This window comes from Streptomyces sp. NPDC050738 (assembly GCF_040654175.1).
In the GTDB taxonomy this organism is placed as follows: Bacteria; Actinomycetota; Actinomycetes; order Streptomycetales; family Streptomycetaceae; genus Streptomyces.
Genome location: NZ_JBFAHN010000004.1, coordinates 288,632 through 310,048, shown reverse-complemented (window position 1 = coordinate 310,048; position 21,417 = coordinate 288,632). Strand labels below are relative to the sequence as shown.

At 70.4% G+C, this 21,417-nt stretch carries 19 protein-coding genes; 11 read left to right on the top strand and 8 right to left on the bottom strand.

Going from position 1 to position 21,417, the window contains the following annotated elements:
* Positions 1-65 precede the first annotated feature (65 nt).
* On the bottom strand, positions 66-1,085 hold the full coding sequence (locus AB0H78_RS13140) for a WD40 repeat domain-containing protein (protein ID WP_363234432.1): 1,020 nt from the start codon (positions 1,083-1,085) through the stop codon (positions 66-68).
* A 68-nt stretch (positions 1,086-1,153) separates the two neighbouring features.
* On the opposite strand from AB0H78_RS13140, the gene AB0H78_RS13135 reads away from it, so the two are divergent.
* The 4 genes from AB0H78_RS13135 (at position 1,154) to AB0H78_RS13120 (ending at position 4,188) form a co-directional block, all read left to right on the top strand.
* Positions 1,154-1,816, top strand: a complete 663-nt coding sequence (locus AB0H78_RS13135) for a GDSL-type esterase/lipase family protein (protein WP_363234669.1) — start codon at positions 1,154-1,156, stop codon at positions 1,814-1,816.
* A gap of 43 nt (positions 1,817-1,859) precedes the next feature.
* Complete coding sequence (locus AB0H78_RS13130) at positions 1,860-2,849, top strand: aldo/keto reductase (RefSeq protein ID WP_363234431.1); 990 nt, start codon at positions 1,860-1,862, stop codon at positions 2,847-2,849.
* A gap of 225 nt (positions 2,850-3,074) precedes the next feature.
* Positions 3,075-3,665, top strand: coding sequence for a Uma2 family endonuclease (locus tag AB0H78_RS13125; protein WP_363234430.1), 591 nt, complete (start codon positions 3,075-3,077; stop codon positions 3,663-3,665).
* Between the two features lie 22 nt (positions 3,666-3,687).
* Positions 3,688-4,188 carry a GNAT family N-acetyltransferase gene (locus tag AB0H78_RS13120; protein WP_363234429.1) on the top strand — a complete coding sequence of 167 codons (501 nt, stop codon included), beginning with the start codon at positions 3,688-3,690 and terminating at the stop codon, positions 4,186-4,188.
* A 6-nt stretch (positions 4,189-4,194) separates the two neighbouring features.
* Here the strand turns inward: AB0H78_RS13120 and AB0H78_RS13115 are convergent, their stop codons facing one another.
* A complete protein-coding gene (locus AB0H78_RS13115; RefSeq protein WP_363234428.1) occupies positions 4,195-5,520 on the bottom strand; it encodes an MFS transporter in 1,326 nt (441 codons plus the stop codon).
* 45 nt (positions 5,521-5,565) lie between these two features.
* The gene (locus AB0H78_RS13110; protein ID WP_363234427.1) at positions 5,566-6,003 is read right to left on the bottom strand and encodes a MarR family transcriptional regulator; all 438 of its coding nucleotides are present in this window, start codon (positions 6,001-6,003) and stop codon (positions 5,566-5,568) included.
* Positions 6,004-6,135: 132 nt separating this feature from the next.
* On the opposite strand from AB0H78_RS13110, the gene AB0H78_RS13105 reads away from it, so the two are divergent.
* Positions 6,136-6,330, top strand: a complete 195-nt coding sequence (locus tag AB0H78_RS13105) for a ribbon-helix-helix protein, CopG family (protein WP_363234426.1) — start codon at positions 6,136-6,138, stop codon at positions 6,328-6,330.
* Between the two features lies 1 nt (position 6,331).
* Here the strand turns inward: AB0H78_RS13105 and AB0H78_RS13100 are convergent, their stop codons facing one another.
* Positions 6,332-7,792 carry an NCS2 family permease gene (locus tag AB0H78_RS13100; RefSeq protein ID WP_363234425.1) on the bottom strand — a complete coding sequence of 487 codons (1,461 nt, stop codon included), beginning with the start codon at positions 7,790-7,792 and terminating at the stop codon, positions 6,332-6,334.
* Between the two features lie 186 nt (positions 7,793-7,978).
* Between AB0H78_RS13100 and AB0H78_RS13095 the strand changes: the two genes are divergently transcribed.
* Together AB0H78_RS13095 and AB0H78_RS13090 are read left to right on the top strand one after the other, a co-directional pair.
* Positions 7,979-8,278: a DUF2530 domain-containing protein gene (locus AB0H78_RS13095; protein ID WP_363234424.1), complete on the top strand. Its 300-nt coding sequence runs from the start codon at positions 7,979-7,981 to the stop codon at positions 8,276-8,278.
* 53 nt (positions 8,279-8,331) lie between these two features.
* Positions 8,332-10,764 carry a cation-translocating P-type ATPase gene (locus tag AB0H78_RS13090; RefSeq protein WP_363234423.1) on the top strand — a complete coding sequence of 811 codons (2,433 nt, stop codon included), beginning with the start codon at positions 8,332-8,334 and terminating at the stop codon, positions 10,762-10,764.
* Between the two features lie 65 nt (positions 10,765-10,829).
* On the opposite strand, the gene AB0H78_RS13085 is transcribed toward AB0H78_RS13090, so the two are convergent.
* From AB0H78_RS13085 to AB0H78_RS13075, 3 genes are all read right to left on the bottom strand, one after another.
* Positions 10,830-11,702 (bottom strand): DUF5707 domain-containing protein, encoded by an 873-nt coding sequence (locus AB0H78_RS13085; RefSeq protein ID WP_363234422.1) that lies wholly within the window; start codon positions 11,700-11,702, stop codon positions 10,830-10,832.
* A gap of 151 nt (positions 11,703-11,853) precedes the next feature.
* Positions 11,854-15,102 (bottom strand): molecular chaperone Hsp90, encoded by a 3,249-nt coding sequence (locus AB0H78_RS13080; RefSeq protein WP_363234668.1) that lies wholly within the window; start codon positions 15,100-15,102, stop codon positions 11,854-11,856.
* Positions 15,103-15,403: 301 nt separating this feature from the next.
* Complete coding sequence (locus tag AB0H78_RS13075) at positions 15,404-16,333, bottom strand: DUF3027 domain-containing protein (protein WP_363234421.1); 930 nt, start codon at positions 16,331-16,333, stop codon at positions 15,404-15,406.
* Positions 16,334-16,609: 276 nt separating this feature from the next.
* On the opposite strand from AB0H78_RS13075, the gene AB0H78_RS13070 reads away from it, so the two are divergent.
* From AB0H78_RS13070 to AB0H78_RS13055, 4 genes are read left to right on the top strand one after another with little or no spacing between them, the layout of a single operon-like run.
* Entirely contained in the window at positions 16,610-17,965 is a 1,356-nt protein-coding gene (locus AB0H78_RS13070) for an MFS transporter (RefSeq protein ID WP_363234420.1), read from the top strand.
* Positions 17,966-17,992: 27 nt separating this feature from the next.
* A complete protein-coding gene (locus AB0H78_RS13065) occupies positions 17,993-18,466 on the top strand; it encodes a DUF2771 domain-containing protein (protein ID WP_363234419.1) in 474 nt (157 codons plus the stop codon).
* Between the two features lie 8 nt (positions 18,467-18,474).
* Positions 18,475-19,116 (top strand): futalosine hydrolase, encoded by a 642-nt coding sequence (locus AB0H78_RS13060; protein ID WP_363234418.1) that lies wholly within the window; start codon positions 18,475-18,477, stop codon positions 19,114-19,116.
* Positions 19,109-19,954: a 1,4-dihydroxy-6-naphthoate synthase gene (locus tag AB0H78_RS13055; protein WP_363234417.1), complete on the top strand. Its 846-nt coding sequence runs from the start codon at positions 19,109-19,111 to the stop codon at positions 19,952-19,954. The genes AB0H78_RS13060 and AB0H78_RS13055 overlap by 8 nt, the downstream gene beginning before the upstream one ends.
* On the opposite strand, the gene AB0H78_RS13050 is transcribed toward AB0H78_RS13055, so the two are convergent.
* Positions 19,941-21,395: a hypothetical protein gene (locus AB0H78_RS13050; protein WP_363234416.1), complete on the bottom strand. Its 1,455-nt coding sequence runs from the start codon at positions 21,393-21,395 to the stop codon at positions 19,941-19,943. The genes AB0H78_RS13055 and AB0H78_RS13050 overlap by 14 nt on opposite strands.
* Between the last annotated feature and the right edge of the window lie 22 nt (positions 21,396-21,417).

The window sequence follows — 21,417 nt, the reverse complement described above, 5'->3', positions numbered from 1 at the left end:
AGCGCGACCGTCTCAGCTAGGCGCGTCGCTCACGCCCCGTCAGTTACGCCGTCGGTTACGCCCCGTCAGCCGCGCCGGAACATCCGCCGCAGCCCCAGGAACCCGAGCAGCGCAGCGACCAGCACCCCCACCCCGAGCACGGTGGCGGAGTTCCCTTTGCCCCCGTTCCCGCCCCCGTCCGCCGACGAACTCCCGTCCTTGGTGGGCGACTTCGTCCCGTCCGAGCTCCCCTTCGGCCGGTCAACCCCCACCCGTACGACGTCGCTCTCCGCCCCCTCCGAGCCGAACATCAGCGCCGATCCGTCCGCCGTGTACGTCATCGACTCGGCCTGCCCCTGGAAGGGCGCGCTCACCGAATGCCGCTCGCCGAGCCCTCCGTCGCCGCCGTGCGCGGACGGCTCCCACGCGTACTCGGCCGCGCTGAAATACCCGCGCAGCGCGAGCCGCGACCCGTCCGGCGAGAAGGCGCCGTCGGTCACCCAGGGCAGGTCGTCCTGGATGCGCCGGAAGACATTGACGCCTTTCGCGGAGAGCTGCTTGGGCCCGACGTACAGCCCACCGCCGTCCTCGTTCTTCGAGGCGATGTAGACCCGCCCGGTCTTGGGCTGCACCATCAGCGCTTCCGCGTTGCGCGGCCCGTCGGCGTACTTCACGACGTACTGCGTGGCGCGGACGGTCTCGTCCTTCAGCTGCTTGGGCTCGGGGAACCGGTAGATCCACACATGGCTCCACGTCCCGTCGAGGTTGTCCCCGATGTCCCCGACGTAGATGTCCCCGTCGGGGCCGATCGAGATCGCCTCGACGTCACGCGGCGCGCCCACGCCCTTCATGGTGACGGTGGCGACGGTCTCGCCGGTCCTGGAGTCGACGGCGTAGATGTACGGCCCGTCGTCGCTGTCGTTGTGGGTCCAGTACACGCCGGGATGCAGTCGCGAGGCCGCGAGCCCGCTGGACTCCTTGATCCGGGGATCCTTGATGGTGAACCCCCCGTCGTCGGCGAGCGCACCCCCCGCCCCGCCCACGACGATCGCCAGGGCGCCACCCGCCACGACCGCCCAACCCCGCCACCCCTGATACGCACGCATGCCCCCCAGCCTGCCAGGGTGTCCGGCCTCACATGCGGCGGGCCCTGAAGATCGACCATGATGAGCGGATGCTCAGGTTCATGTGTGTAGGCGACTCGATGACCATAGGGAGCGCCGGCGAACACACCTGGCGTCACCGCATGTGGCAGCACCTGCGCGCAACGCTCCCCACCCCCTTCGACCTGGTGGGCCCGCGCACCGCCCTCCACGAGGACGCGACGTCGTACGCCGCCCCGGACTTCCCCCAGTCCCACCTGGCGGGATGGGGCGAGGGCTGGATGCACATGGCTCCGGTGATCGCCGAGGAGACCCGCACCGCACAGGCGGACATCCTGCTGATCTCCCTGGGCCTGATCGACCTGGGCTTCTACACGGACGCGGACCAGACGGCAGCCAACGCGGCCCGCTTCATCGAGGCGGCCCGCACGGAAAATCCCCGCATCCGGATGGTGATCCTCCCGGTGATCCCCAACATCCGCGCGGAGACGGACGCCCCGTTCGCGGCGGAGGTCGCGCACTTCAACACCCTGCTGGCGAAGACGGTCGCGAACGCGGACGAACCCCGTTCGCCGCTGCTCCTGGCCTCGCGCCCGGCGACATACGACATCCACCACGACACCTACGACGGCACCCACCCCAACGCCTCGGGCGAGCACAAGCTGGCGGCCGCCTTCGCCGACACCATGCATCAGGCATGGGAGTTGGGCGGTCCGTACTCCCGAACATCCTGAGGGCCTTGATTAGAGCGCGCTTCAAGGCGTTGGCTTGGACCTCATGAAGTACACACAGCTCGGACGCACCGGACTCAAGGTCAGCCGTCTCGTCCTCGGCACGATGAATTTCGGTCCGCTGACCGACGAGGCCGACAGCCACGCCATCATGGACTCCGCGCTCTCCGCGGGCGTGAACTACTTCGACACCGCGAACGTCTACGGCTGGGGCGAGAACAAGGGCCGCACCGAGGAGATCGTCGGCAGCTGGTTCGCCAAGGGCGGCGAGCGCCGCGACAAGACCGTCCTGGCCACCAAGGTGTACGGCAACATGGCCGCCGACGGCGATGCCTGGCCCAACCACGACAAGCTCTCCGCGGTCAACATCCGCCGGGCCGTCGAGGCGTCGCTCAAGCGGCTGCAGACCGACTACATCGACATCTACCAGTTCCACCACATCGACCGCTCGACGCCGTTCGACGAGATCTGGCAGGCGATCGACGTCCTGATCCAGCAGGGCAAGATCCTCTACGCCGGCTCGTCGAACTTCCCCGGCTACAAGATCGCCCAGGCGAACGAGGCGGCCGCCCGCCGCGGCAGCGTCGGCCTGGTCAGCGAGCAGTGCCTCTACAACCTCAGCGAGCGCCGCGCCGAGATGGAGGTCATCCCGGCCGCGCAGGAGTACGGCCTCGGGGTCATCCCGTGGTCGCCGCTGGGCGGCGGGGTGCTCGGCGGTGTGATCAAGAAGGAGGTCGCGGGCGGGCGCAGGGCGTCGGGCCGTGCGGCCGATGCGCTGGCCGATCCTGCCAAGCGCGCGCAGATCCAGTCGTACGAGGACCTGCTGGAGAAGCACGGTCTGGAGCCGGGCGAGGCCGCCCTGGCCTGGCTGCTGACGCGCCCCGGGATCACGGGTCCGATCGTCGGCCCGCGCACGCAGGAGCAGCTCGACTCCGCGCTGCGGGCGGTCGAACTGGAGCTGTCGGATGAGGTCCTCACCGGACTGGAGGAGATCTTCCCCGGTACGGGCCCCTCCCCCGAGGCCTTCGCCTGGTAGCAGCGGCAGCGCGGTGAGCGGTCGCCGTCAGTTTCCGACGGCGGCCGCCACGGCGACGACGACGAACATCAGCACGAGCACACCGGCCATGATCCGGTTCCTGGTTTTCGGGTCCACACCATCGAGGTTACTGGGCCCGGGAAGCGGGGCGTGTCCCGGGAGCCATGCGTATCGTTGTACTGCGCGGCTGCATGCGCTTACGCGGCAGCGGGGAGGAGCGCCACTGTGACTGTTCTTGACGACAGGACCGAGATGGCCGAAGAGAGCGACGAGCTCAGCCTGGACATGATGTTCGATGGAATCGAACGGATGGCCGTCCCCGAGGGATACAAGGTCGAGGTCGTCGAGGGGGCCATCCACATGACGCCGCAACGGGACGTCCACTGGCAGATCATCCGCCGGATCGTGCGAGCCCTGGAGGACAAGTACGGCGTGGACGTCAAAGTGACATCGGATGTGCGTATCGATTTCCCCGGGCATCTCAACGGCTTTGCCCCCGATGTCGCCAAACTCCGTGACGGCGCCATGAAGAGCGCCAAGGGCCGCTGGGACCACCGGGACATCGAGTTCGTTGCCGAGGTGATCTCCAAAGACACGGCGGCCAATGACTACGGCCCCAAGCTGGCCGCATACGCCACCGCCGAAGTCCCCGTCTACCTGATCACCGACCCTTACACGGGCGAGTGGCATCTCCACACGCTCCCCGAGGGCGGCAAGTACCGCTCCACGCTCAGCCTCCATTTCGGCGACCCCGTGGACCTGACGGCCACAGTCGTCAGCCTGATGCTGCGGACCGACGACTTCCCCCGCGACTGATCGCGGCCTAGTCTCTCCGCCCATGAAGATCCGAAAGGGTGGGGCCGACGACATCCCCGCGATACTCGGCATGCTGGACGGCGCCATCGAGTGGCTGGTCGCGGAGGGTCGGACGGGCCAGTGGGGCACCAAGCCCTGGTCCTCGATGCCGAAGGCCGTGGAGAAGGTGCACCGGTACGTGGCCGAGGGCTCGCCCTGGATCGCCGAGGTCGACGGCGTCCCGGCCGGCACCCTCACCCTGACCGAAGGGCCTGGTCCGGAGCTCGCCCCGGCCGACGAACCGGAGCGCTACATCCATCTGCTCGTCATCGACCGGCGGTTCGCGGGCCTCGGCGTCGGCAGCGAGCTGCTGAGGCACGCGGCCGAGGAGACCCGGCGCGAGGGGATCTCGCTGCTGCGGGTGGACTGTTATGCCGGCCCGGACGGCGAACTCGTCGCGTACTACGTGCGCAACGGCTTCTCCCCGACCGAGAAGTTCTCGGCCGGGGAGTGGCGGGGACAGGTGCTGGCTCGGCGCCTCTAGACGCCTCTAGGCCGCCGTGGCCAGTTCGCGCGGGACGAAGGCGAGGTGCTGCTGTCCCTTGCGCAGGTCCACCTTGAGCCGCAGGTTCGCCGCACGGGCCAGCATCAGGCCGACGCCGACCGCCGCGATCGCGCAGATGATGCCGCCGAGAGCGAAGCTCAGGCGGACCCCATAGGCGTCCGTGAGCCAGCCGAAGAGCGGTCCGCCCAGCGGCGTACCGCCGGTGAAGACCATCATGAACAGCGCCATCACCCGGCCCCGCATCTCGGGGTCGGTGCCCATCTGGACCGTCGAGTTGGCGGTGACGTTGACCGTCAGGCCGAGGATCCCGATGGGGACGAGGAGCAGGACGAAGAGCCAGAGGGTCGGTGCCATCGACGCCGCGACCTGCAGGACGCCGAAGGCGATCGCGGCCCCGGCGAGGACGCGCAGCCGCGAGGTTCCGCGGCGTGCGGCGAGGAGCGCTCCGACCAGGGAGCCGATCGCCATCAGGGTGTTGAACATGCCGTACATTCCCGAGCCGCCGTGGAAGGTGCCGTTGGCGAAGGCGGAGAGCCAGATCGGGAAGTTGAAGCCGAAGGTGCCGATGAAGCCGACCAGGACGATCGGCCAGATCAGCTCCGGGTGCTTGGAGACGTAGTTGAGGCCCTCGCGCAGCTGGCCCTTGCCGCGTGCCCTGCGCGGTGCGGGGTGGAATTCGGAGGTGCGCATCAGCATCAGGCCGGTGAGCGGCGCGATGAAGGAGAGCCCGTTGGCGAGGAAGGCCCAGCCGGGGCCCACGGCCGCCGTCATGACGCCCGCGACGGCGGGGCCGATGAGGCGGGCGGACTGGAAGTTCGCCGAGTTCAGGGAGACGGCATTACGGATCTGGTCGGGGCCGACCATCTCGGAGACGAAGGACTGCCGGGAGGGGTTGTCGACGACGGTGACCAGGCCGGTGAAGAAGGCCGTGGCGTACACGTGCCAGACCTCGACGTTCCCGGAGAGGGTCATCACGGCGAGGAAGAGACCGCCGAGACCCATCGCGCCCTGGGTGGTGAGGAGCAGCTTCCGCTTGGGGAACCGGTCGGCGATCACGCCGCCGTAGAGGCCGAAGAGAAGCATCGGGAGGAACTGCATCGCTGTCGTGATGCCGACTGCTGCGGAGGAGCCGGTGAGGGACAGGACGAGCCAGTCCTGGGTGATGCGGGCCATCCAGGTGCCGGTGTTGGACACCACGGCACCGGTCGCGAAGAGACGGTAGTTGCGGATCTTCAGCGAGCTGAACATCGAGCTCTTGACGGGGATGTCTGTCGGTGCGGGTGCGGAGTCTGCTCCGGGTCCCGTACTCAATCGAGGTCGCCTCCTAGGCGGGTCGGCAGGAATGTCTGGTGGGTGTCAGAGATGGGCGAGCTTCTCCAGTACGGGGGCGGCGGCGAAGAGCTTCGCCCACTCGTCCTCGTCCAGGCCGTCGGCGAGTTCGGCCAGCCAGGCGTTCCGCTTGCGGCGGCTCTCGACGAGCATCGCCTCGGCCGCTTCGGTCTGGCTGACCACCTTCTGCCGGCGGTCGTCGGGATGCGGCTCCAGCCTGACCAGGCCCTTGGCCTCCAGGAGCGCCACGATGCGGGTCATCGACGGCGGCTGGACGTGTTCCTTGCGGGCCAGTTCGCCGGGGGTGGCGCTGCCGCAGCGCGCGAGGGTCGCGAGCACCGACATCTCGGTGGGGCTCAGCGACTCGTCGACGCGCTGGTGCTTCAGGCGCCGGCCCAGCCGCATGACGGCGGAGCGCAGGGAGTCCACGGCGGCGGCTTTGTCGCCGGGCGTAAGGTCAGGCATGGTCGTTAGCGTAACTCATTACCCTAACTAAAGACCACTCCGAAACCGTGTAGCTGGTCACGTCACTCAAATGAGTGAGTCGGAGGCGGAAAGTGACGTGCCGGGCGCCCCCGCCCCGGGACGCTGTTCCGCATGGGATCGGAAGTGCTGTCGGAAGTACTCAGCCTGCGCATAGACGGCGAGCTGCTCGACCGCCTGAAGCAGCATGCCTCCAAACGCGGAATGAGCGTCCAGGACTATGTGGTCCGGACGCTCATTCGCGACGACTTCGACGAGCGGTTCAAGACCGCGGTCGATGCAACAGAGAAGTTCTACGGGGCTGCCTGATTTATGTGAGGCCCAGGGCCGGCATCAGGTAGTAGAAGACGAACACCGCCCCGACGACGTACATCGGGATCGGCACGCTGCGTCCCCGTCCCGCGACGAGGCGCAGGACGCAGAAGGTGATGAAGCCGATGCCGATGCCGTTGGTGATCGAGTACGTGAACGGCATCAGGACCATCGTCAGGAACGCCGGAATGGCGATCGTGAAGTCGGTCCAGTCGATCGCCGTGATGGAGCCGGACAGGATCAGGAAGCCCACCGCGACCAGTGCGGGGGTGGCGGCCTGGGCCGGGACCATCGTGGCGAGCGGTGTGAGGAACAGTGCCACCACGAAGAGCCCGCCGGTGACGATGTTGGCGAAGCCCGTACGCGCGCCCTCGCCGACACCGGCGGTCGATTCGACGAAGCAGGTGGTCGCCGAGGAGGAGCTGGCGCCGCCCGCGGCGACGGCGATGCCGTCGACGAAGAGCACCTTGGAGACGCCCGGCAGGTTGCCGTCCTTGTCGAGCAGCTTGGCCTCGTCGCTGACGCCGAGGATGGTGCCCATCGCGTCGAAGAAGCAGGACAGCAGCACGGTGAAGACGAAGAGGATCCCGGTGAGGATGCCGACCTTCGAGAAGCCGCCGAAGAGGCTGACCTTGCCGAGCAGCCCGAAGTCGGGGCTGGCGACCGGATTCCCGGGCCACTCGGGGACGGTGAGGCCCCAGTTGAGGGCCGGGATGTCGGCGATCGCGTTGATGATCAGCGCGAGCACGGTCATCGCGACGATCGAGATGAGGATCGCGCCCGGCACCTTGCGGACGATCAGCGCAAGGGTGATCAGCGTGCCGAGGATGAAGATCAGCACCGGCCACCCGTTGAGGTGACCGTCGGAGCCGAGCTGCAGCGGCACGGTGGTGTGCGCGGCGTCGGGGATACGGGAGACGAAGCCCGAGTCGACGAGGCCGATCAGCATGATGAAGAGGCCGATACCGATCGCGATGCCCTTGCGCAGGCCGAGCGGTACGGCGTTCATGACCCGCTCGCGCAGCCCGGAGGCGACGAGCAGCATGACGACGAGACCGGCCAGGACGACCATGCCCATCGCGTCCGGCCAGCTCATGCGCGGGGCGAGCTGGAGGGCGACGACGGTGTTCACGCCGAGGCCAGCGGCGAGCGCGATCGGCACATTGCCGATGACGCCCATCAGGAGCGTGGTGAAGGCGGCGGTCAGCACGGTGGCGGTGACCAGCTGGCCGTGGTCGAGCTGGTGCCCGTACATGTCCTTCGCGCTGCCCAGGATGATCGGGTTCAGCACGATGATGTAGGCCATCGCGAAGAAGGTGGCGAACCCGCCACGGATCTCCCGGACGACGGTCGAACCGCGTTCGCTGATCTTGAAGAAGCCGTCGAGGGCGTTCTTCGGCGGCCCACCCGGGGACGGCGGCTGCTTGGCGTCGACCGAAGCCGTGGCAGAGGGGGACATGCGCTTGACCTCAGTTGTCATAGGGCGATAGGAAAGCGCCAGGTTTGGACGTTTATCCGAACGGAACCAGCCATTCCTGAGCGGTTTCAGTATGAATACATAAAGGAAAGATCGCTATCTCCGCGCGTAGACCCTTGGGCCACCTGGGCTGACAGCACTTATGCAGGCCGCGCCTACACTGAGCGCATGGCGAAGTGGACACCAACGCATGAGGCACCCGAGCCCCTGGAGGGCCCGGTCGTTGCCACCGTCACCGGCGGCACGATCCTCTGGTTCGTTCTCTTCCTCGTCCAGATCCCGTTCTACGGCTGGTTCGACGACCACGGAAAGCTCTGGTGGGTCTGGACCTGCCTGGCCGGCGGCGGTCTCGGCCTCATCGGCATCTGGTACGTACGGGGGCGTGACGCGGCCCTCAAGAGGCACGCGGCGGAGACGGCGGCAGCCGCCGTACTGCCACAGGACGATTCAGGTCCTGCTCAGGTCTGAGCTTGCCGCTTCTCGACAGGTGAAGGGCACCTTCCGCCCGTAACGTCGGATCCATGACCCATGGGCCAGAGATCGACGCCGGGGCCGAGCTCGATCCGGTCCACCCCATCGCACCGCCCGAACACGCGCACGCGCACACCCCGGGCCGGGCACAGGGACTGAGTACCGCCGAGGTCGCCGAGCACGTCGCGCGGGGCGAGGTCAACGACGTCCCCGTGCGCTCCAGCCGGTCCCTCTCCGAGATCGTCCGCGCCAACGTCTTCACCCGCTTCAACGCCATCATCGGCGTCCTCTGGGTGGTCATGCTCTTCGTCGCGCCGATCCAGGACGGGCTCTTCGGCTTCGTCATCATCGCCAACACGGGCATCGGCATCATCCAGGAGCTGCGCGCCAAGAAGACCCTCGACTCCCTCGCCGTGGTCGGCGAGGCCAAGCCGACGGTACGGCGCGACGGGCAGGCCGCGGAGATCTCCACCTCCGAGATCGTCCTCGGCGACCTCATCGAACTCGGCCCCGGCGACAAAGTGGTGGTCGACGGCGAGACCGTGGAGGCCGACGGCCTGGAGGTCGACGAGTCGCTGCTGACCGGCGAGGCCGACCCGGTGCTCAAGAAGCCCGGCGACCCCATGATGTCGGGCAGCTTCGTGGTCGCGGGCGGCGGCGCGTTCACCGCGACGAAGGTCGGACGCGAGGCGTACGCGGCCCAACTCGCGGAGGAGGCCAGCCGGTTCACCCTGGTCCACTCCGAGCTGCGGACCGGTATCTCCACGATCCTGAAGTACGTGACGTGGATGATGGTCCCGACCGCGATCGGGCTCATCATCAGCCAGCTCGTCCACGACAAGCACAACTTCAAGGACTCCATCGCCCGGACGGTCGGCGGCATCGTCCCGATGATCCCCGAGGGCCTGGTCCTGCTCACCTCCGTCGCCTTCGCGATCGGCGTCATCCGTCTGGGCCGCAGGCAGTGCCTCGTCCAGGAGCTTCCCGCGATCGAGGGCCTGGCCCGGGTCAACGTGGTCTGCCTCGACAAGACCGGCACCCTCACCGAGGGCGGCATGGACGTCACCGAGGCGCGGATGCTGGGAGGCGCGGACGAGGCCTACGTACGCAAGGTCCTCGGCGCCCTGGGCGAGTCCGACCCGCGCCCGAACGCCAGCCTGCAGGCCATCATCGACGCCTATCCGGAGGTGGAGGAGTGGCGCTGCACCGAGTCGCTGCCCTTCTCCTCGGCCCGCAAGTACAGCGGGGCCGCCTTCAGCGAGGGCAACGGCGAGAACTCGACCTGGCTGCTCGGCGCCCCCGATGTGCTGCTGCCCGCCGGGGACGCGGCACTCGATGAGATCGACCAGCTCAACCGGCAGGGACTGCGGGTGCTGCTGCTCGCCCGGGCCGCCGGCGAACTCGACGACGCCGAGCCGGCCGCGAGCGCCGTACCGACCGCCCTGGTGGTCCTGGAGCAGCGGCTGCGGCCCGATGCCGCCGAGACCCTCGCCTACTTCGCCGAGCAGAACGTCCAGGCGAAGGTGATCTCCGGCGACAACGCGGTCTCGGTCGGCGCGGTCGCGGCCAAGCTCGGCCTGCCGGGCGCGGAGAACACCATCGACGCCCGCCAACTCCCCACCGACCAGGAGGAGATGGCGAAGGTCCTGGAGGCCAACTCGGTCTTCGGGCGCGTCACCCCGCAGCAGAAGCGGGACATGGTCGCCGCCATGCAGTCCAAGGGCAACACGGTCGCGATGACCGGCGACGGCGTGAACGACGTCCTGGCCCTGAAGGACGCCGACATCGGCGTCTCCATGGGCTCGGGCTCGGAGGCGACGCGGGCGGTCGCCCAGATCGTGCTCCTCAACAACAGCTTCGCGACGCTGCCCTCGGTGGTCGCCGAGGGCCGCCGGGTCATCGGCAACATCACCCGGGTGGCGACGCTCTTCCTGGTCAAGACGGTCTACTCGGTACTGCTCGCGGTCCTGGTGGTCTGCTTCCAGGTCGACTACCCGTTCCTGCCGCGCCACCTGACGCTGCTCTCGACGCTGACCATCGGCATCCCCGCCTTCTTCCTCGCACTGGCTCCCAACACGGAGCGCGCCAAGCCGCACTTCGTGCACCGGGTCATGAAGTACGCCATCCCGGGCGGCGTGATCGCGGGGCTGGCCACGTTCATCACGTACATGTTCGCGCGGCACTTCTACACCGGGGCAGGCTCCCTGGCCGCCGAGACGAGCGCGGCGACGCTGACGCTCTTCCTGGTCTCGATGTGGGTGCTCGCGATCATCGCCCGCCCGTACACCTGGTGGCGCATCTGCCTGGTCCTGGCGATGGCCGCGGGCTTCCTGCTGGTGCTGGTCGTGCCGTGGCTGCAGGACTTCTTCGCGCTGAAGCTGGTGGGCGTCTCCCTGCCGTGGACGGCGGTGGGGATCGCGGCGGTCGCCTCGGTGGCGCTGGAGTTCGCCTGGCGGTGGGTCGGGCGGCGCTTCCCCGACTAGGGGTTACGGCAAAGGGCCCGGTCCCCGCTGGATGCGGGGGCCGGGCCCTTGAAGTGCGGAAGTGCTTACTTCACGTCGACGAAGTCGCCCAGGATGGTGACTTCCTGCGTCGTGGACGTACCGGCGAAGCTCCAGCGCCAGTAGCCGTCGACCGTGGCCTTGACCGAGGTCTTCAGGCGGCCCGTGGCGTCCGTCTTCAGAGTCTTGACCGTCGTGTAGGTCTTCGCGGTCTTCGCGCGGAACTGCAGCTTCACCGGCTGGCCGGTGTAGCCGTGGTACGCCAGGTCGTCCCAGTTGGCACGCGCGAGGCGGCCCTTGACGGTGACGAGCTGGCCCTTGACGACCGGCTCGGGACCGGCGTCGGCCTCGTCGATCTTCGCGCCGCGCTGGACCAGCTGGGTCTTGTACGCGGTCTTGATCTGGATGCTGTTGTCGTTGCCGGCGGCGCCGACGTAGACCTTCCAGCTGCCCGCGAGGATGTTGCTGTAGATGTTCTCCTTCGGGTCGGCGACCATGCTGATCTTGCAGTTCGAGGTCGTGCTGCTGACCTTCTTGCACGTGGCCTCGTCGGCGGTCGGCGTGATGGCGCCGTTGATGCCGTTCTTCGCCGTGAAGGAGCTGCCGTGCCACAGGAACGCCATGGCACTGTAGATGCCCTTGTTGTCCTTGGCGGTGAAGGAGATCGTGACGGTCTTCTTGACGGCGGTGCCGACGACGATGTTCTTGCCGCCGTTGACGACGACGTTCGAGATCTTGGTGTCACCGACCTGCTTGTCACCGGACGCGGCGGCGAACGCCGACATCTGGTGACCCGGGGTCTGAAGCGTCGGGACCTCGATGGCCGACGGGGTGCTGCCTGCGGCCTGAGCGGCCGGCGCGACGAGCGAGGCGATGGCCAGAGCGCCGGTGGCAGTGGCCAGTGCGGTGCGAATGCGCATGTATGTCCCCATGGTGGTGTGGTGCAGCCGGGATTCCCCCCGTGGCGGCAACCAGAAAAGGTCTGCGGAACACGGAAAATCCCGTGCTTCCGCAGACCAGACCTGTGACAGAAGTGAAAGGTTGTACGAACGGTGAAGAAAATGTGACCGCTCAGTCGAACCAGCGGTCGCGCGCCAGTTCCTCCGTACGCGACGGGTCCTCGAGCAGCGCCGCCACCTCGAACCGGCGCGGCCACTGCCCCGCCGACCAGGCGAGCCCCGCCGCCACACCCTCCAGCGTCGCCGCGTGCAGCACCCCGTCGCGGGTGCGGTGCCAGTCCAGCTCCGCGCCGCCCGCGAAGAGCTCTTCGTGCTCGGTGTACGTCGCCGGGGTGGCCGGGCCGAGCAGGGTGCGCACGGCCGCGGGGACCTCGCGCTCCTCGCCCTGCGTGGTGACGTCCGCCTCGACGCTCTCGCTCAGCCTGCGCACCTGGAAGAGCTCGGCCAGATCGGCGGCGCGGGACGGGGCGACGGGCAGGAGCGGGACACCCGCGGCGAGCGGCAGGAGGTCGGGGGCGTCCGCGACCGCCGCATCGGCGGCGTCCACGATCACCGTCCGGCCGTCGTCCGTGATGGCGCGCAACTCGTCGGGGAGGGTGACCTGTTCGGGGTCGAGGTCGGCCAGGGCGCCGTACAGGGCGTGCAGTTGGGGCGCGGTGACGTCGCGGTCGGGGTCCGCGAGGCGGGTGAGGAGCTCGGCCGCGCCGCCCGGCTCGTCGAGGAGCGCGGCGACGGAGGTCCGTACGCCCAGGGCCCTGAGCACCTGCTCGTCCTCGAAGCCGGTGGCGTCCGCCTCCTCGTAGAGGCCCTGCAGGAGCTGGTCACCGCCTCGCGCCCGCATCCCTGCCGGGCGGCGGCCGTCGATGACCGGGTGGTCGCGCAGCCACCAGGCGGTGTACGAGCGCACCGAGGTGGTCGTGCCGTCGGGGAGCAGGACGCGGACGGGCTGGGTGAGCGCGTCGCGCAGCGGCGGCTGGGCGAGGAGGGCCAGGGCCTGCGGCCAGGCGTCGTCGTCGACCAGGTCGAGGTCGCGTACGGCCACCAGCTCGGTGGCGACCGGCGGCACAGGGGTCTCGGGGAGCTGGTCGAGGAGGTCCTCGCACCACACGTCGACCGCGTCCAGGAGGCCCGCGTCGTCGGGCTCGGCGAAGTCCCCGTCGCGCGGGTCGAGTTCGTCCGGGTCCAGGACGACGTCGGTGGCGCGTACGAGAGCGAAGGTCGCCAGGACACCACAGGCGGTCAGCGGCTGCTCGCCCCAGCGGTCCGCCAACTCCTGGTCGCAGGCGGCCAGTTCGCCCTCGCGCATGATCTGCGCGAAAGGGCTGCCGGGGAGGACCAGCTCGCCGGCCGGGGCGAGTTCACCGTCCTCGTCGGGCAGGGCGAGCGCGGCCAGCCAGGGCTCGTCGCCGGGGGCCAGGTCGGCATCCCGTACGAGCGCGAGGACGGTCTGCGCCAACTCGTCCGCGTCCAGGGCGTTTTCGTCCTCGTCCCAGATCTCCCCCGCGTCGAGGGACGCGGCGACGGCTGCCCGCACCTGCGGGGTCGTGAGGACGGCGCGAGGAGTCGCGGGCAGCGCGCCCAGCTTTTCGAGGAGGGGGTGGGCGGCGTCGGGGTGGGCGACCTTGAGGCCGAGGCGGGCCAGGGTGGCGGGGCTGACGGGAGCGGGCCCGTCGGAGAGCTGCGGCAGCAGGACCTGGCGGGGGCCGGTGGCGGTACGGGGGCCCCGGCGGACGGCAGGCGCGAAGTCCGCAGGACCGCCCTCCGCATCTGCCCCGGCGCCGGTCTCGATGCCGGCGAGCGGCACCGGGAGCCCGCTGAGGCGGTCCGGGTCGACTCCGGCGAGGCTGTCGTACAGCCGCCACCACCATCCCGGTTCGCGCTCGATGCCCGCGACCCGGTCGATGACCTCGCCCAGCGAGAGCCGGGCCACACCGAGCGACCGCAGCTCGGCGCGGCGCTCGAGCCCGGCGGGCAGCAGCGTCGGCAACGCCTCGGCCAGCACCTTCACGGTCTCCGCGCCCGCCCCCTCGACCACCTCGGCCTCGACCGGCCGCAGGGCGTGCGGGGCGCCACCCGAAACCGTGCGCCCGAACTCGTCCTGCCCGGCATCGGGCTGTGCCTCCTCGGGCGGGGCGGCCGGTGCGAGAAAGGCGATGCGCGGGAGCCGGTCGAGCACGGCGGCGCGCAGGGCGCCGTCCAGCTCGCCCTTGCCGAGCGGGCCGGGGACGAGGTCGATGGTGCCGGTGGAGACGGGCGCCCAGTCGGCGAGGAGTTCGGCGTACGCGTCGGCCGCCCGCTCGACAAGGAAGTCGGTGAGCGGGCCTGGGGCCGGGTGGCGGCGGGACGGGTCGAGCGGCAGCGAGGCGATCAACAGGGCGGGTACGCCCAGGGGTTCGTCGGTGGGCGTCGGCGCGTGCACCACGGGGGCGGTGCGGGGGCGTACGGGCGCGCCCTCGCCGTCGACGGGGACGGCCCAGGTGACGGCCCAGTGGGGGCGCAGTCGCTCCTCCACGGGCCGGCCCTCCAGGAGCTTCGGCTCCAGCGCGCCATGGGCTGCGGCGGTGCGCCAACGGGTCGTGCCGGACGCCGAGTCCGTGATGTGGATGTACGGGCCTTCGGCGGACCGGGTCAGCGTCCGTACGCCTTCCGCTGTCTCGACGACGATCTCGCGCAGCCCCGGCAGGGTCAGCAGCAGGGCGTCGTCGATGCCGGCGAGCAGCCGCCCGGCCAGGTCCTCGGCGCCGCCGTCGCGCAGCGGCATCAGGACGACGGTGTCGTAGCCGTCCGGGGCGGTGCCCTCGGCGGGCAGCGGGAGGCGCAGGAGCGGTACGTGGCCGTCGCGGCGCCGGAGTTCGTCCGCGAGGCCGGGCACGTCCCGGGCTGCCGCCGCGGCCAGGTCCCGCGCCTCGGCGAGCGACCAGCGGACGGCGCCGTGCCGCCCGACGACGGCGGGCTCGTCGCTGACGGCGAGGACGGCCGCGAAGCCGACGCCGAAGCGGCCGACTGCGCCCTGGGTGTCCTGGGTGTCGTCGTCCGTGCGCTTGGCCGATGCGCGGAGGGTGGAGAGCGACTCCACGCCTGTGGCGTCGAGGGGGGCGCCGGTGTTCGCGGCGGCGAGGGTGCCCTCGCGCAGTGTCAGCCGGAGCCTGCCGTCGACGCCTGCGCGGGCGGCGGCGTCGGCGGCGTTCTGCGCGAGCTCCACGACGAGGCGGTCGCGGTAGCCGCCGAGGGCGAGGTCCTCCTCGGAGTTGGCGTCTTCTCGGAAGCGGGCCGGGCTGGCGGCCCAGGCGTCGAGAACGCCGCGTCGCAGCCGTGCCGTACCGAAGGGGTCGACCCCGTCGTCCGTCGCAGTCGGCTTCACGATCACGGCTGGTGCTCCTCGCTGTGCTGGGGATGTGCGGTCCCGAAAGGTACCGCGCGGGCGAGGGGGCACCTACCCGAGTGGGCGGGGCTTACGGGTGCGGGTGGGAGGTCCGGCGGAGCTTTTCCCCACCCCGCCCCTTCCCGAACCGGGGCTACGCCCCGGACCCCCGAGCCCCGGCAAGCGGGGGCTTCGCCCCCTGCGCCCCCGTATGCGGCCTTCGGCCGCATGTCCTCAATCGCCGGACGGGCTGAAATTTGCTGGCGGAGCCCCGGGGTGGGGGCGCGCCTCCCGGGGTCCGTCAGGAGTGGCCCAGGTCCTCCGCGCCACCCGCATCCACCAGCGACACCGAACCGCCCTCGGGGTCGGGCCGCAGCGTGAAGGGGTCCGCCGCCGTGGAGTCCAGGCGGAGCGGTGCCGGGCGCGTCGGGGTCGGCATGACCGCCGCCTCGGAGTGGCCTCCGCAGCCGTACGACAGCGAGACGACATGGCCGTCCGCCGGACCGAACTCGTTCGCGCAGACCCCGAAGGCCTGGCTCAGCGAGCCCGTCAGCGGGACCATGAACGCACAGGAGACGCACGTCGCGGGCGCCGCCTGCGCCATCGGGGTCTTCGCCCCGAACGACTCCTCCCAGCGGTCGGCCGCCACATGCAGCCCGTACCGGGAGAGCACCCGGGCCCGGCGCATGCCGAGCTCCTCGGCGACCGAGGCGATCGACCCTCGGGCAGGGGGCACCGCGGACCGGTCCACGACCTCCGCGTCCTCCTCGTCGACCCGCGACGCGACGCTTTCCATGTAGGCAGCCTCGGAGACCACGGAGTTCGGCGGCGGCTCGTCCTCGCCGGAGTACCCGGGCTCGAGCCGCAGATCCTCCGCCTCGGTGGGCAGCAGATCGCCTGGGCCCATGTCCCCGGGCCGCAGCCGCTCGCTCCACGGCACCCATTCGGGGGCCAGCAGCGCATCGGATCCCGGCAGCAGGACCGTCTCGTCGAGGGTGACGATTTTCGCCCGGGACGCCCGGGCGACCGTCACCGCCCAGCGCCAGCCCCGGTAGCCCATTTCCTTGCACTCGAAATAGTGCGTGACCACCCGGTCACCCTCGGCGACGGCGGCCACATGCTCGCCGACCACCCCCGGGAAGGCAGCCTCTTCGGCCGCCTCGCGGGCAAGGTCTACCGCCTCGGCGCACAGACGGTCAGGGGTACGGCTTCTCGTCGTCGCAGCACTCACAGGTCTCGCTTCTCTCCTACGCCGTCTCACGGGTGCGCCGGACGGACCATCGCGTACGAGCAGCGGGCGGAGCGGACCAGGGGGCCGCATCGACGTCCGCGCCCGACCTGCTGGGGCGCACCTTGTTCCTACCCATTCTGCGGGATGCCGGAGAGGCGCGCGGCCAGAGTCGACCGCCGGTGGCGCGCTACGCACGCTACCTTCTCTTCCGCTCCTCGCCCACCTGCACGGAGGAATCCCGGTTCGGGTCGGTAGGGCTTGGGGCACTATGACGGGGTGGCAACCGCGAGGTCGACCGATGGGATCGGCCCGGTGCGCAGGGCGGGCCGGGCGGTCGGACGTGCCCTGCACCTGCCCTTCACCGGTACGGCGAAAGGGATCAGACGGGCCACGCATGCCCATGGCGCGGGCGAGTCGGGTCTCGGGAAACTGATCGAACTCCATGCGGTGAACAGCGCGGGTGACGTCATGGTGACGGTCGCGCTCGCCTCCACGGTCTTCTTTTCCGTACCGACCGATCAGGCCCGCGGCCGTGTCGCGCTCTATCTCGCCATCACGATGGCGCCCTTCACCCTCCTCGCCCCGGTCATCGGCCCGCTCCTGGACCGCCTGCCGCACGGCCGCCGCGCCGCGATGGCCGGCGCGATGCTGGCCAGGGCGCTGCTCGCGCTGATGATGTCGGGCGCGGTGGCGACGGGCGGGCTCGAGCTGTATCCGGCGGCGCTCGGGGTGCTGGTGGCGTCCAAGGCGTACGGGGTGGTCAGAAGCGCCGTCGTGCCACGGCTGCTGCCACCCGGCTTCTCCCTGGTCAAAGCCAATTCCAGAGTGACCCTCGCGGGGCTGCTCGCGACGGCGATCGGCGCGCCGATCGGGGCTGGGCTCCAACACATCGGCCCGCCATGGCCGTTGTACGGGGCCTTCACCGTCTTCGTCGCCGGTACGTTCCTGGCCTTCACCCTCCCTCACAAGGTCGACTCCGCGAAAGGCGAGCGCCGGGCGCAGCTGGTCAAGTACGGCGACGACGGCCGGCAGAAGCCCGGCCTGCGCACCGTCGGCCCCTCCGTCCTGAACGGTCTCGCCGCCAACGCCTCGCTCAAGGCGCTCTCCGGATTCCTGATCTTTTTTCTTGCTTTTCTGCTCCGGGTCCATCCGCTCGCCGGTCAGAGCGCCGCTGTCTCGCTCGCCGTCGTCGGCATCTCGGCGGGCGTCGGCAATGCGCTGGGCACGGCGATGGGGGCGGCGCTCAAATCACGCGGCCCCGAGTTGATCATCGCGACGATGCTGGCCCTGGCGCTGGGCGTGGCCATCGTCGCCGCGGTCTTCTTCTCGCCGGTCATGGTGGCCGTGCTCGGTGCGACCGCGGGTTTCTGCCAGGCCCTCTCGAAGCTTTCGCTCGACGCGATGATCCAGCGCGACGTGCCCGAGGAGGTCAGGACCTCGGCCTTCGCCCGCTCCGAGACGATGCTGCAGGTCGCCTGGGTGATCGGCGGCGCGATCGGGATCGCCCTGCCGCTCAACGGCGTGCTGGGCATGTCGGTGGCCGCCGTCCTGGTCGCCACGGGATTCTTCGCGACCGTACGAGGGCTCCTCGCCGCCGCGAGGCGCGGCACGCCGCACCCCCGCGTGGCGTGAGCTGGGACGAGAGATAGCCTTCGCCCCATGACCGTTGCGTTCTCTTCCAAGCGCCGTCGCGCCGCCGCCACTCTCGGTGCGGTGTCCGCCGGACTCCTCGTCCTGTCCGCCTGCGACAAGCCGACGCCCGTGGCGACCGTGACGGTCGGCGACAACTCGGTGAACTCCCAGGCCGCCTGCTACAACGACGGCAAGAAGCTCGACGTCGCCAAGCTCCAGGGCTGCCTGCAGGACAAGGACATGAAGTCCATCAAGGTCGACCCGGACGCGAAGGTCCGCCTGGGTGTCGACCCGGACATCGCCGACAACGGCTGGACGCTGCTGATGAACGGTCAGCCGCTGACCGAGGCCAGCAAGAAGACCTACCTGTCCATCCCCGGCAGCGTCTTCTTCAACGCCCAGTACGGCGCCAAGGGCAAGACCACGACGATCAGCATCGTCGAGGGCACCAGCTCCAAGGCGACCGGCCTGTGGTCGTTCAAGCTCGAAAAGGACGCCTGACCCGACCCATGCGCATTCTCGTCGTGACGGCGGTACCCGCTGAGCGGGACGCGGTCACGCGCGCGTCCGGGGCCCTTTCCGGGGCTTTCGACGTGATCGCGGGCGGGGTCGGTCCCGCCGCCTCCGCGGCTGCCGCCGCCACGGCCCTCGCGCTCGGTACGTACGACCTCGTCGTCTCCGCCGGCATCGGCGGGGGCTTCGGTGTCCCGCTCGGCTCCCTCGTGATCGCCGATGCGATCGTCGCCGCCGATCTGGGCGCGGAGACCCCTGACGGGTTCGTCCCGGTGACCGAGCTGGGCTTCGGCTCGGTGGAGCACCGGCCGCCTTCCGCTCTCGTACGGCGGACTGCCGCGGCCTGCGCCGCCGCCACCGGCACCGTGCTCACCGTCTCCACCGTGACCGGCACCGCCGAGCGCGCCGCCGCCCTGCGCCTCGCGCACCCGGGCGCCGTCGCCGAGGCCATGGAGGGCTTCGGCGTCGCGGAGGCCGCGCATCAGCACGGCGTCCCCGCCCTGGAAGTGCGCGCGATCTCCAACGCGGTGGGCCCGCGCGACCGGGACGCCTGGCGCATCGGCGACGCGCTGGCCGCGCTCACCGAGGCCTTCGGGAAGATCCCACCCGTACTGGAGAGTTGGAACAGCCATGACTGACCCTGTGCAGATCGCGTTCTCGCCGTGCCCCAACGACACCTTCGTCTTCGACGCCTGGGCCCACGGGCGGGTGGCGGGCGCGCCCCCGCTCGACGTCACCTTCGCGGACATCGACATCACCAACGGGATGGCCGAGCGCGGCGAACTGGATGTGCTGAAGGTCTCGTACGCCGTGCTGCCGTGGGTCCTGGAGGAGTACGCGCTGCTGCCCTGCGGCGGCGCGCTCGGGCGTGGGTGCGGTCCGCTGGTGCTGACGCGGGAGGCGGGCGTCGATCTGACCGGCAAGACGGTCGCGGTGCCGAGCGAGCGCTCGACCGCCTATCTGCTCTTCCGGCTGTGGGCGGCCGATGTGGTGCCGGGCGGGGTCGGCGAGATCGTCGTGCTGCCCTTCAACGAGATCATGCCCGCCGTCCGCGACGGCAAGGTCGACGCCGGTCTGGTCATCCACGAGGCGCGCTTCACGTATCAGAACTACGGTCTGCACTCCCTCGCCGACATGGGCGAGCACTGGGAGTCCACCACCGGGCTGCCCATCCCGCTGGGCGCGATCATCGCCAAGCGCTCGCTGGGCGAGGAGAAGCTGCGCGAGCTGGCGCAGACCATCCGCACCTCGGTCCGGATGGCCTGGGACGACCCGGAGGCCTCGCGCCCGTACGTCACCGAGCACGCCCAGGAGATGGACCCGTCGGTCGCCGACCAGCACATCGGTCTGTACGTGAACGAGTTCACCGCGGACCTCGGTGAAGACGGTTATGCGGCGGTACGGGGTCTGCTGACGAGGGCGGCGGCCGAGGGGCTCGTGCCGCCCCTCGGGCCGGACGCGCTCAGTTTCGTCTGATCCGGACCACGCCCGTCTCGGTGCCCTGGTAGAGGGTGCCGTCCGGGCCCGTCGTGCCCGTCATCTGCAGCGGGTTGAAGAGCAGGCCGATGCCCAGCGCGGAGCGCGCGGTCTGCTTGCCCGTGGCCGGGTCGATCACTCCGTACGCGTACGTGGCGAAGGTCTGGCTGCCGACCGAGTCCGTCGGGCCGGTCACCGTGACCGTGTAGATCTTGCCGTCGCCGAGCGAAAGCCGGGGCAGGGCAGCCGACTTGACGGTGCTGTTCCACACCACGGAGCAGCCGGTGCCCTCCGCGTCGACGTCCACCCGGGTCAGACCGCCGTCGAAGTTCGCGGACGACGGCGTGCTGGCGGGGGCGCCTGCGGGGAGCGCCGGGTAGGGGTAGCCGTAGGTGTTGGTGACGAAGACGCTGCGGCCCGACGCGATCACCGCGTCCTCGGTGCCGCTGGCCGCGTACTGGGTGAGCACGGGGATCGAGCAGACCGGGCCGGCACCGCCCGCGCCGTCCGCGACCCGGTAGACCAGCAGGTTCTCGTGCGGGGCGGCGTTGTCGGTGATCGTCACGTACTCCGTGCCGTCGCCGGGGCCGAAGAAGCTGGGCGTCGCGCCCGTGCCCCAGCTCAGCTGGCCCGGCTTGCGGGCGGGGCCGCGGTCGTACGGTGCGCGCCAGCTGATCCGCGGGGTGCCGTCGGGGGCCTCGGTCAGCAGGTACAGCGCGTGGGTGGTGGCCACCGCGGTCCGGCCGGGGATCGTCGAGATGCTGTTCTGCACCTCTTCGCCGGTGCTGATCGTGCGTACGGCTCCCGTACCGGTGTCGACCGTACCGATGACTCCGCCGGTCGACGCGAACCAGATCCGGCCGTTCCAGCCGGGGCTGAGGCCCACCACGTTGTCGCCGTCGGGGAGGGCTGCGGCGAGCGGGGTCGACTGGTCGACGGTCAGCGCCCAGCCGTTCGCGGTGCGGTGGTGGCCTATGCGCAGGAGGTTGTCGTCGCCGTCGACCGCGACCAGGGCGTTGTCCTGGTCGAGGTAGGCGTACACGCCGCCGAAGAGGCTGCCCTTGGGGAGGGCGAGGGAGGCGAGGTCGGCGCCGTTGCCGGGGTCCAGGAGGTGCACGGTGGGGGTCTGGCCGAAGATCGTCGTGCAGAGCGTGACGGGATAGCCGTCGTCGCCGATCACGACGGTGGGGCAGGCGGAGGCGAGTGCCGTACGAGAGGCGGTGACGGCCCCTGTCCCGGGGCCCGCGTACGGGGTGGTGTCGCTGGAGGCGCTGTCGCCGTGCATGGTGGCGGTGCCGTTGGCGGCGGTGGCCGGGTTGCGGGGCGGGAGCGGGCCGTACCCGGGTGATGCGGCCGAGGCGGAACCCACCCCGGCGACGAGGCCCAGGAGGGCAGCGGTCAGGGCGGCCGGGCGCACGAAGGCGCGCGGGAGGAAGAGCATGGCGGGTCCTTGTCCTGATCAG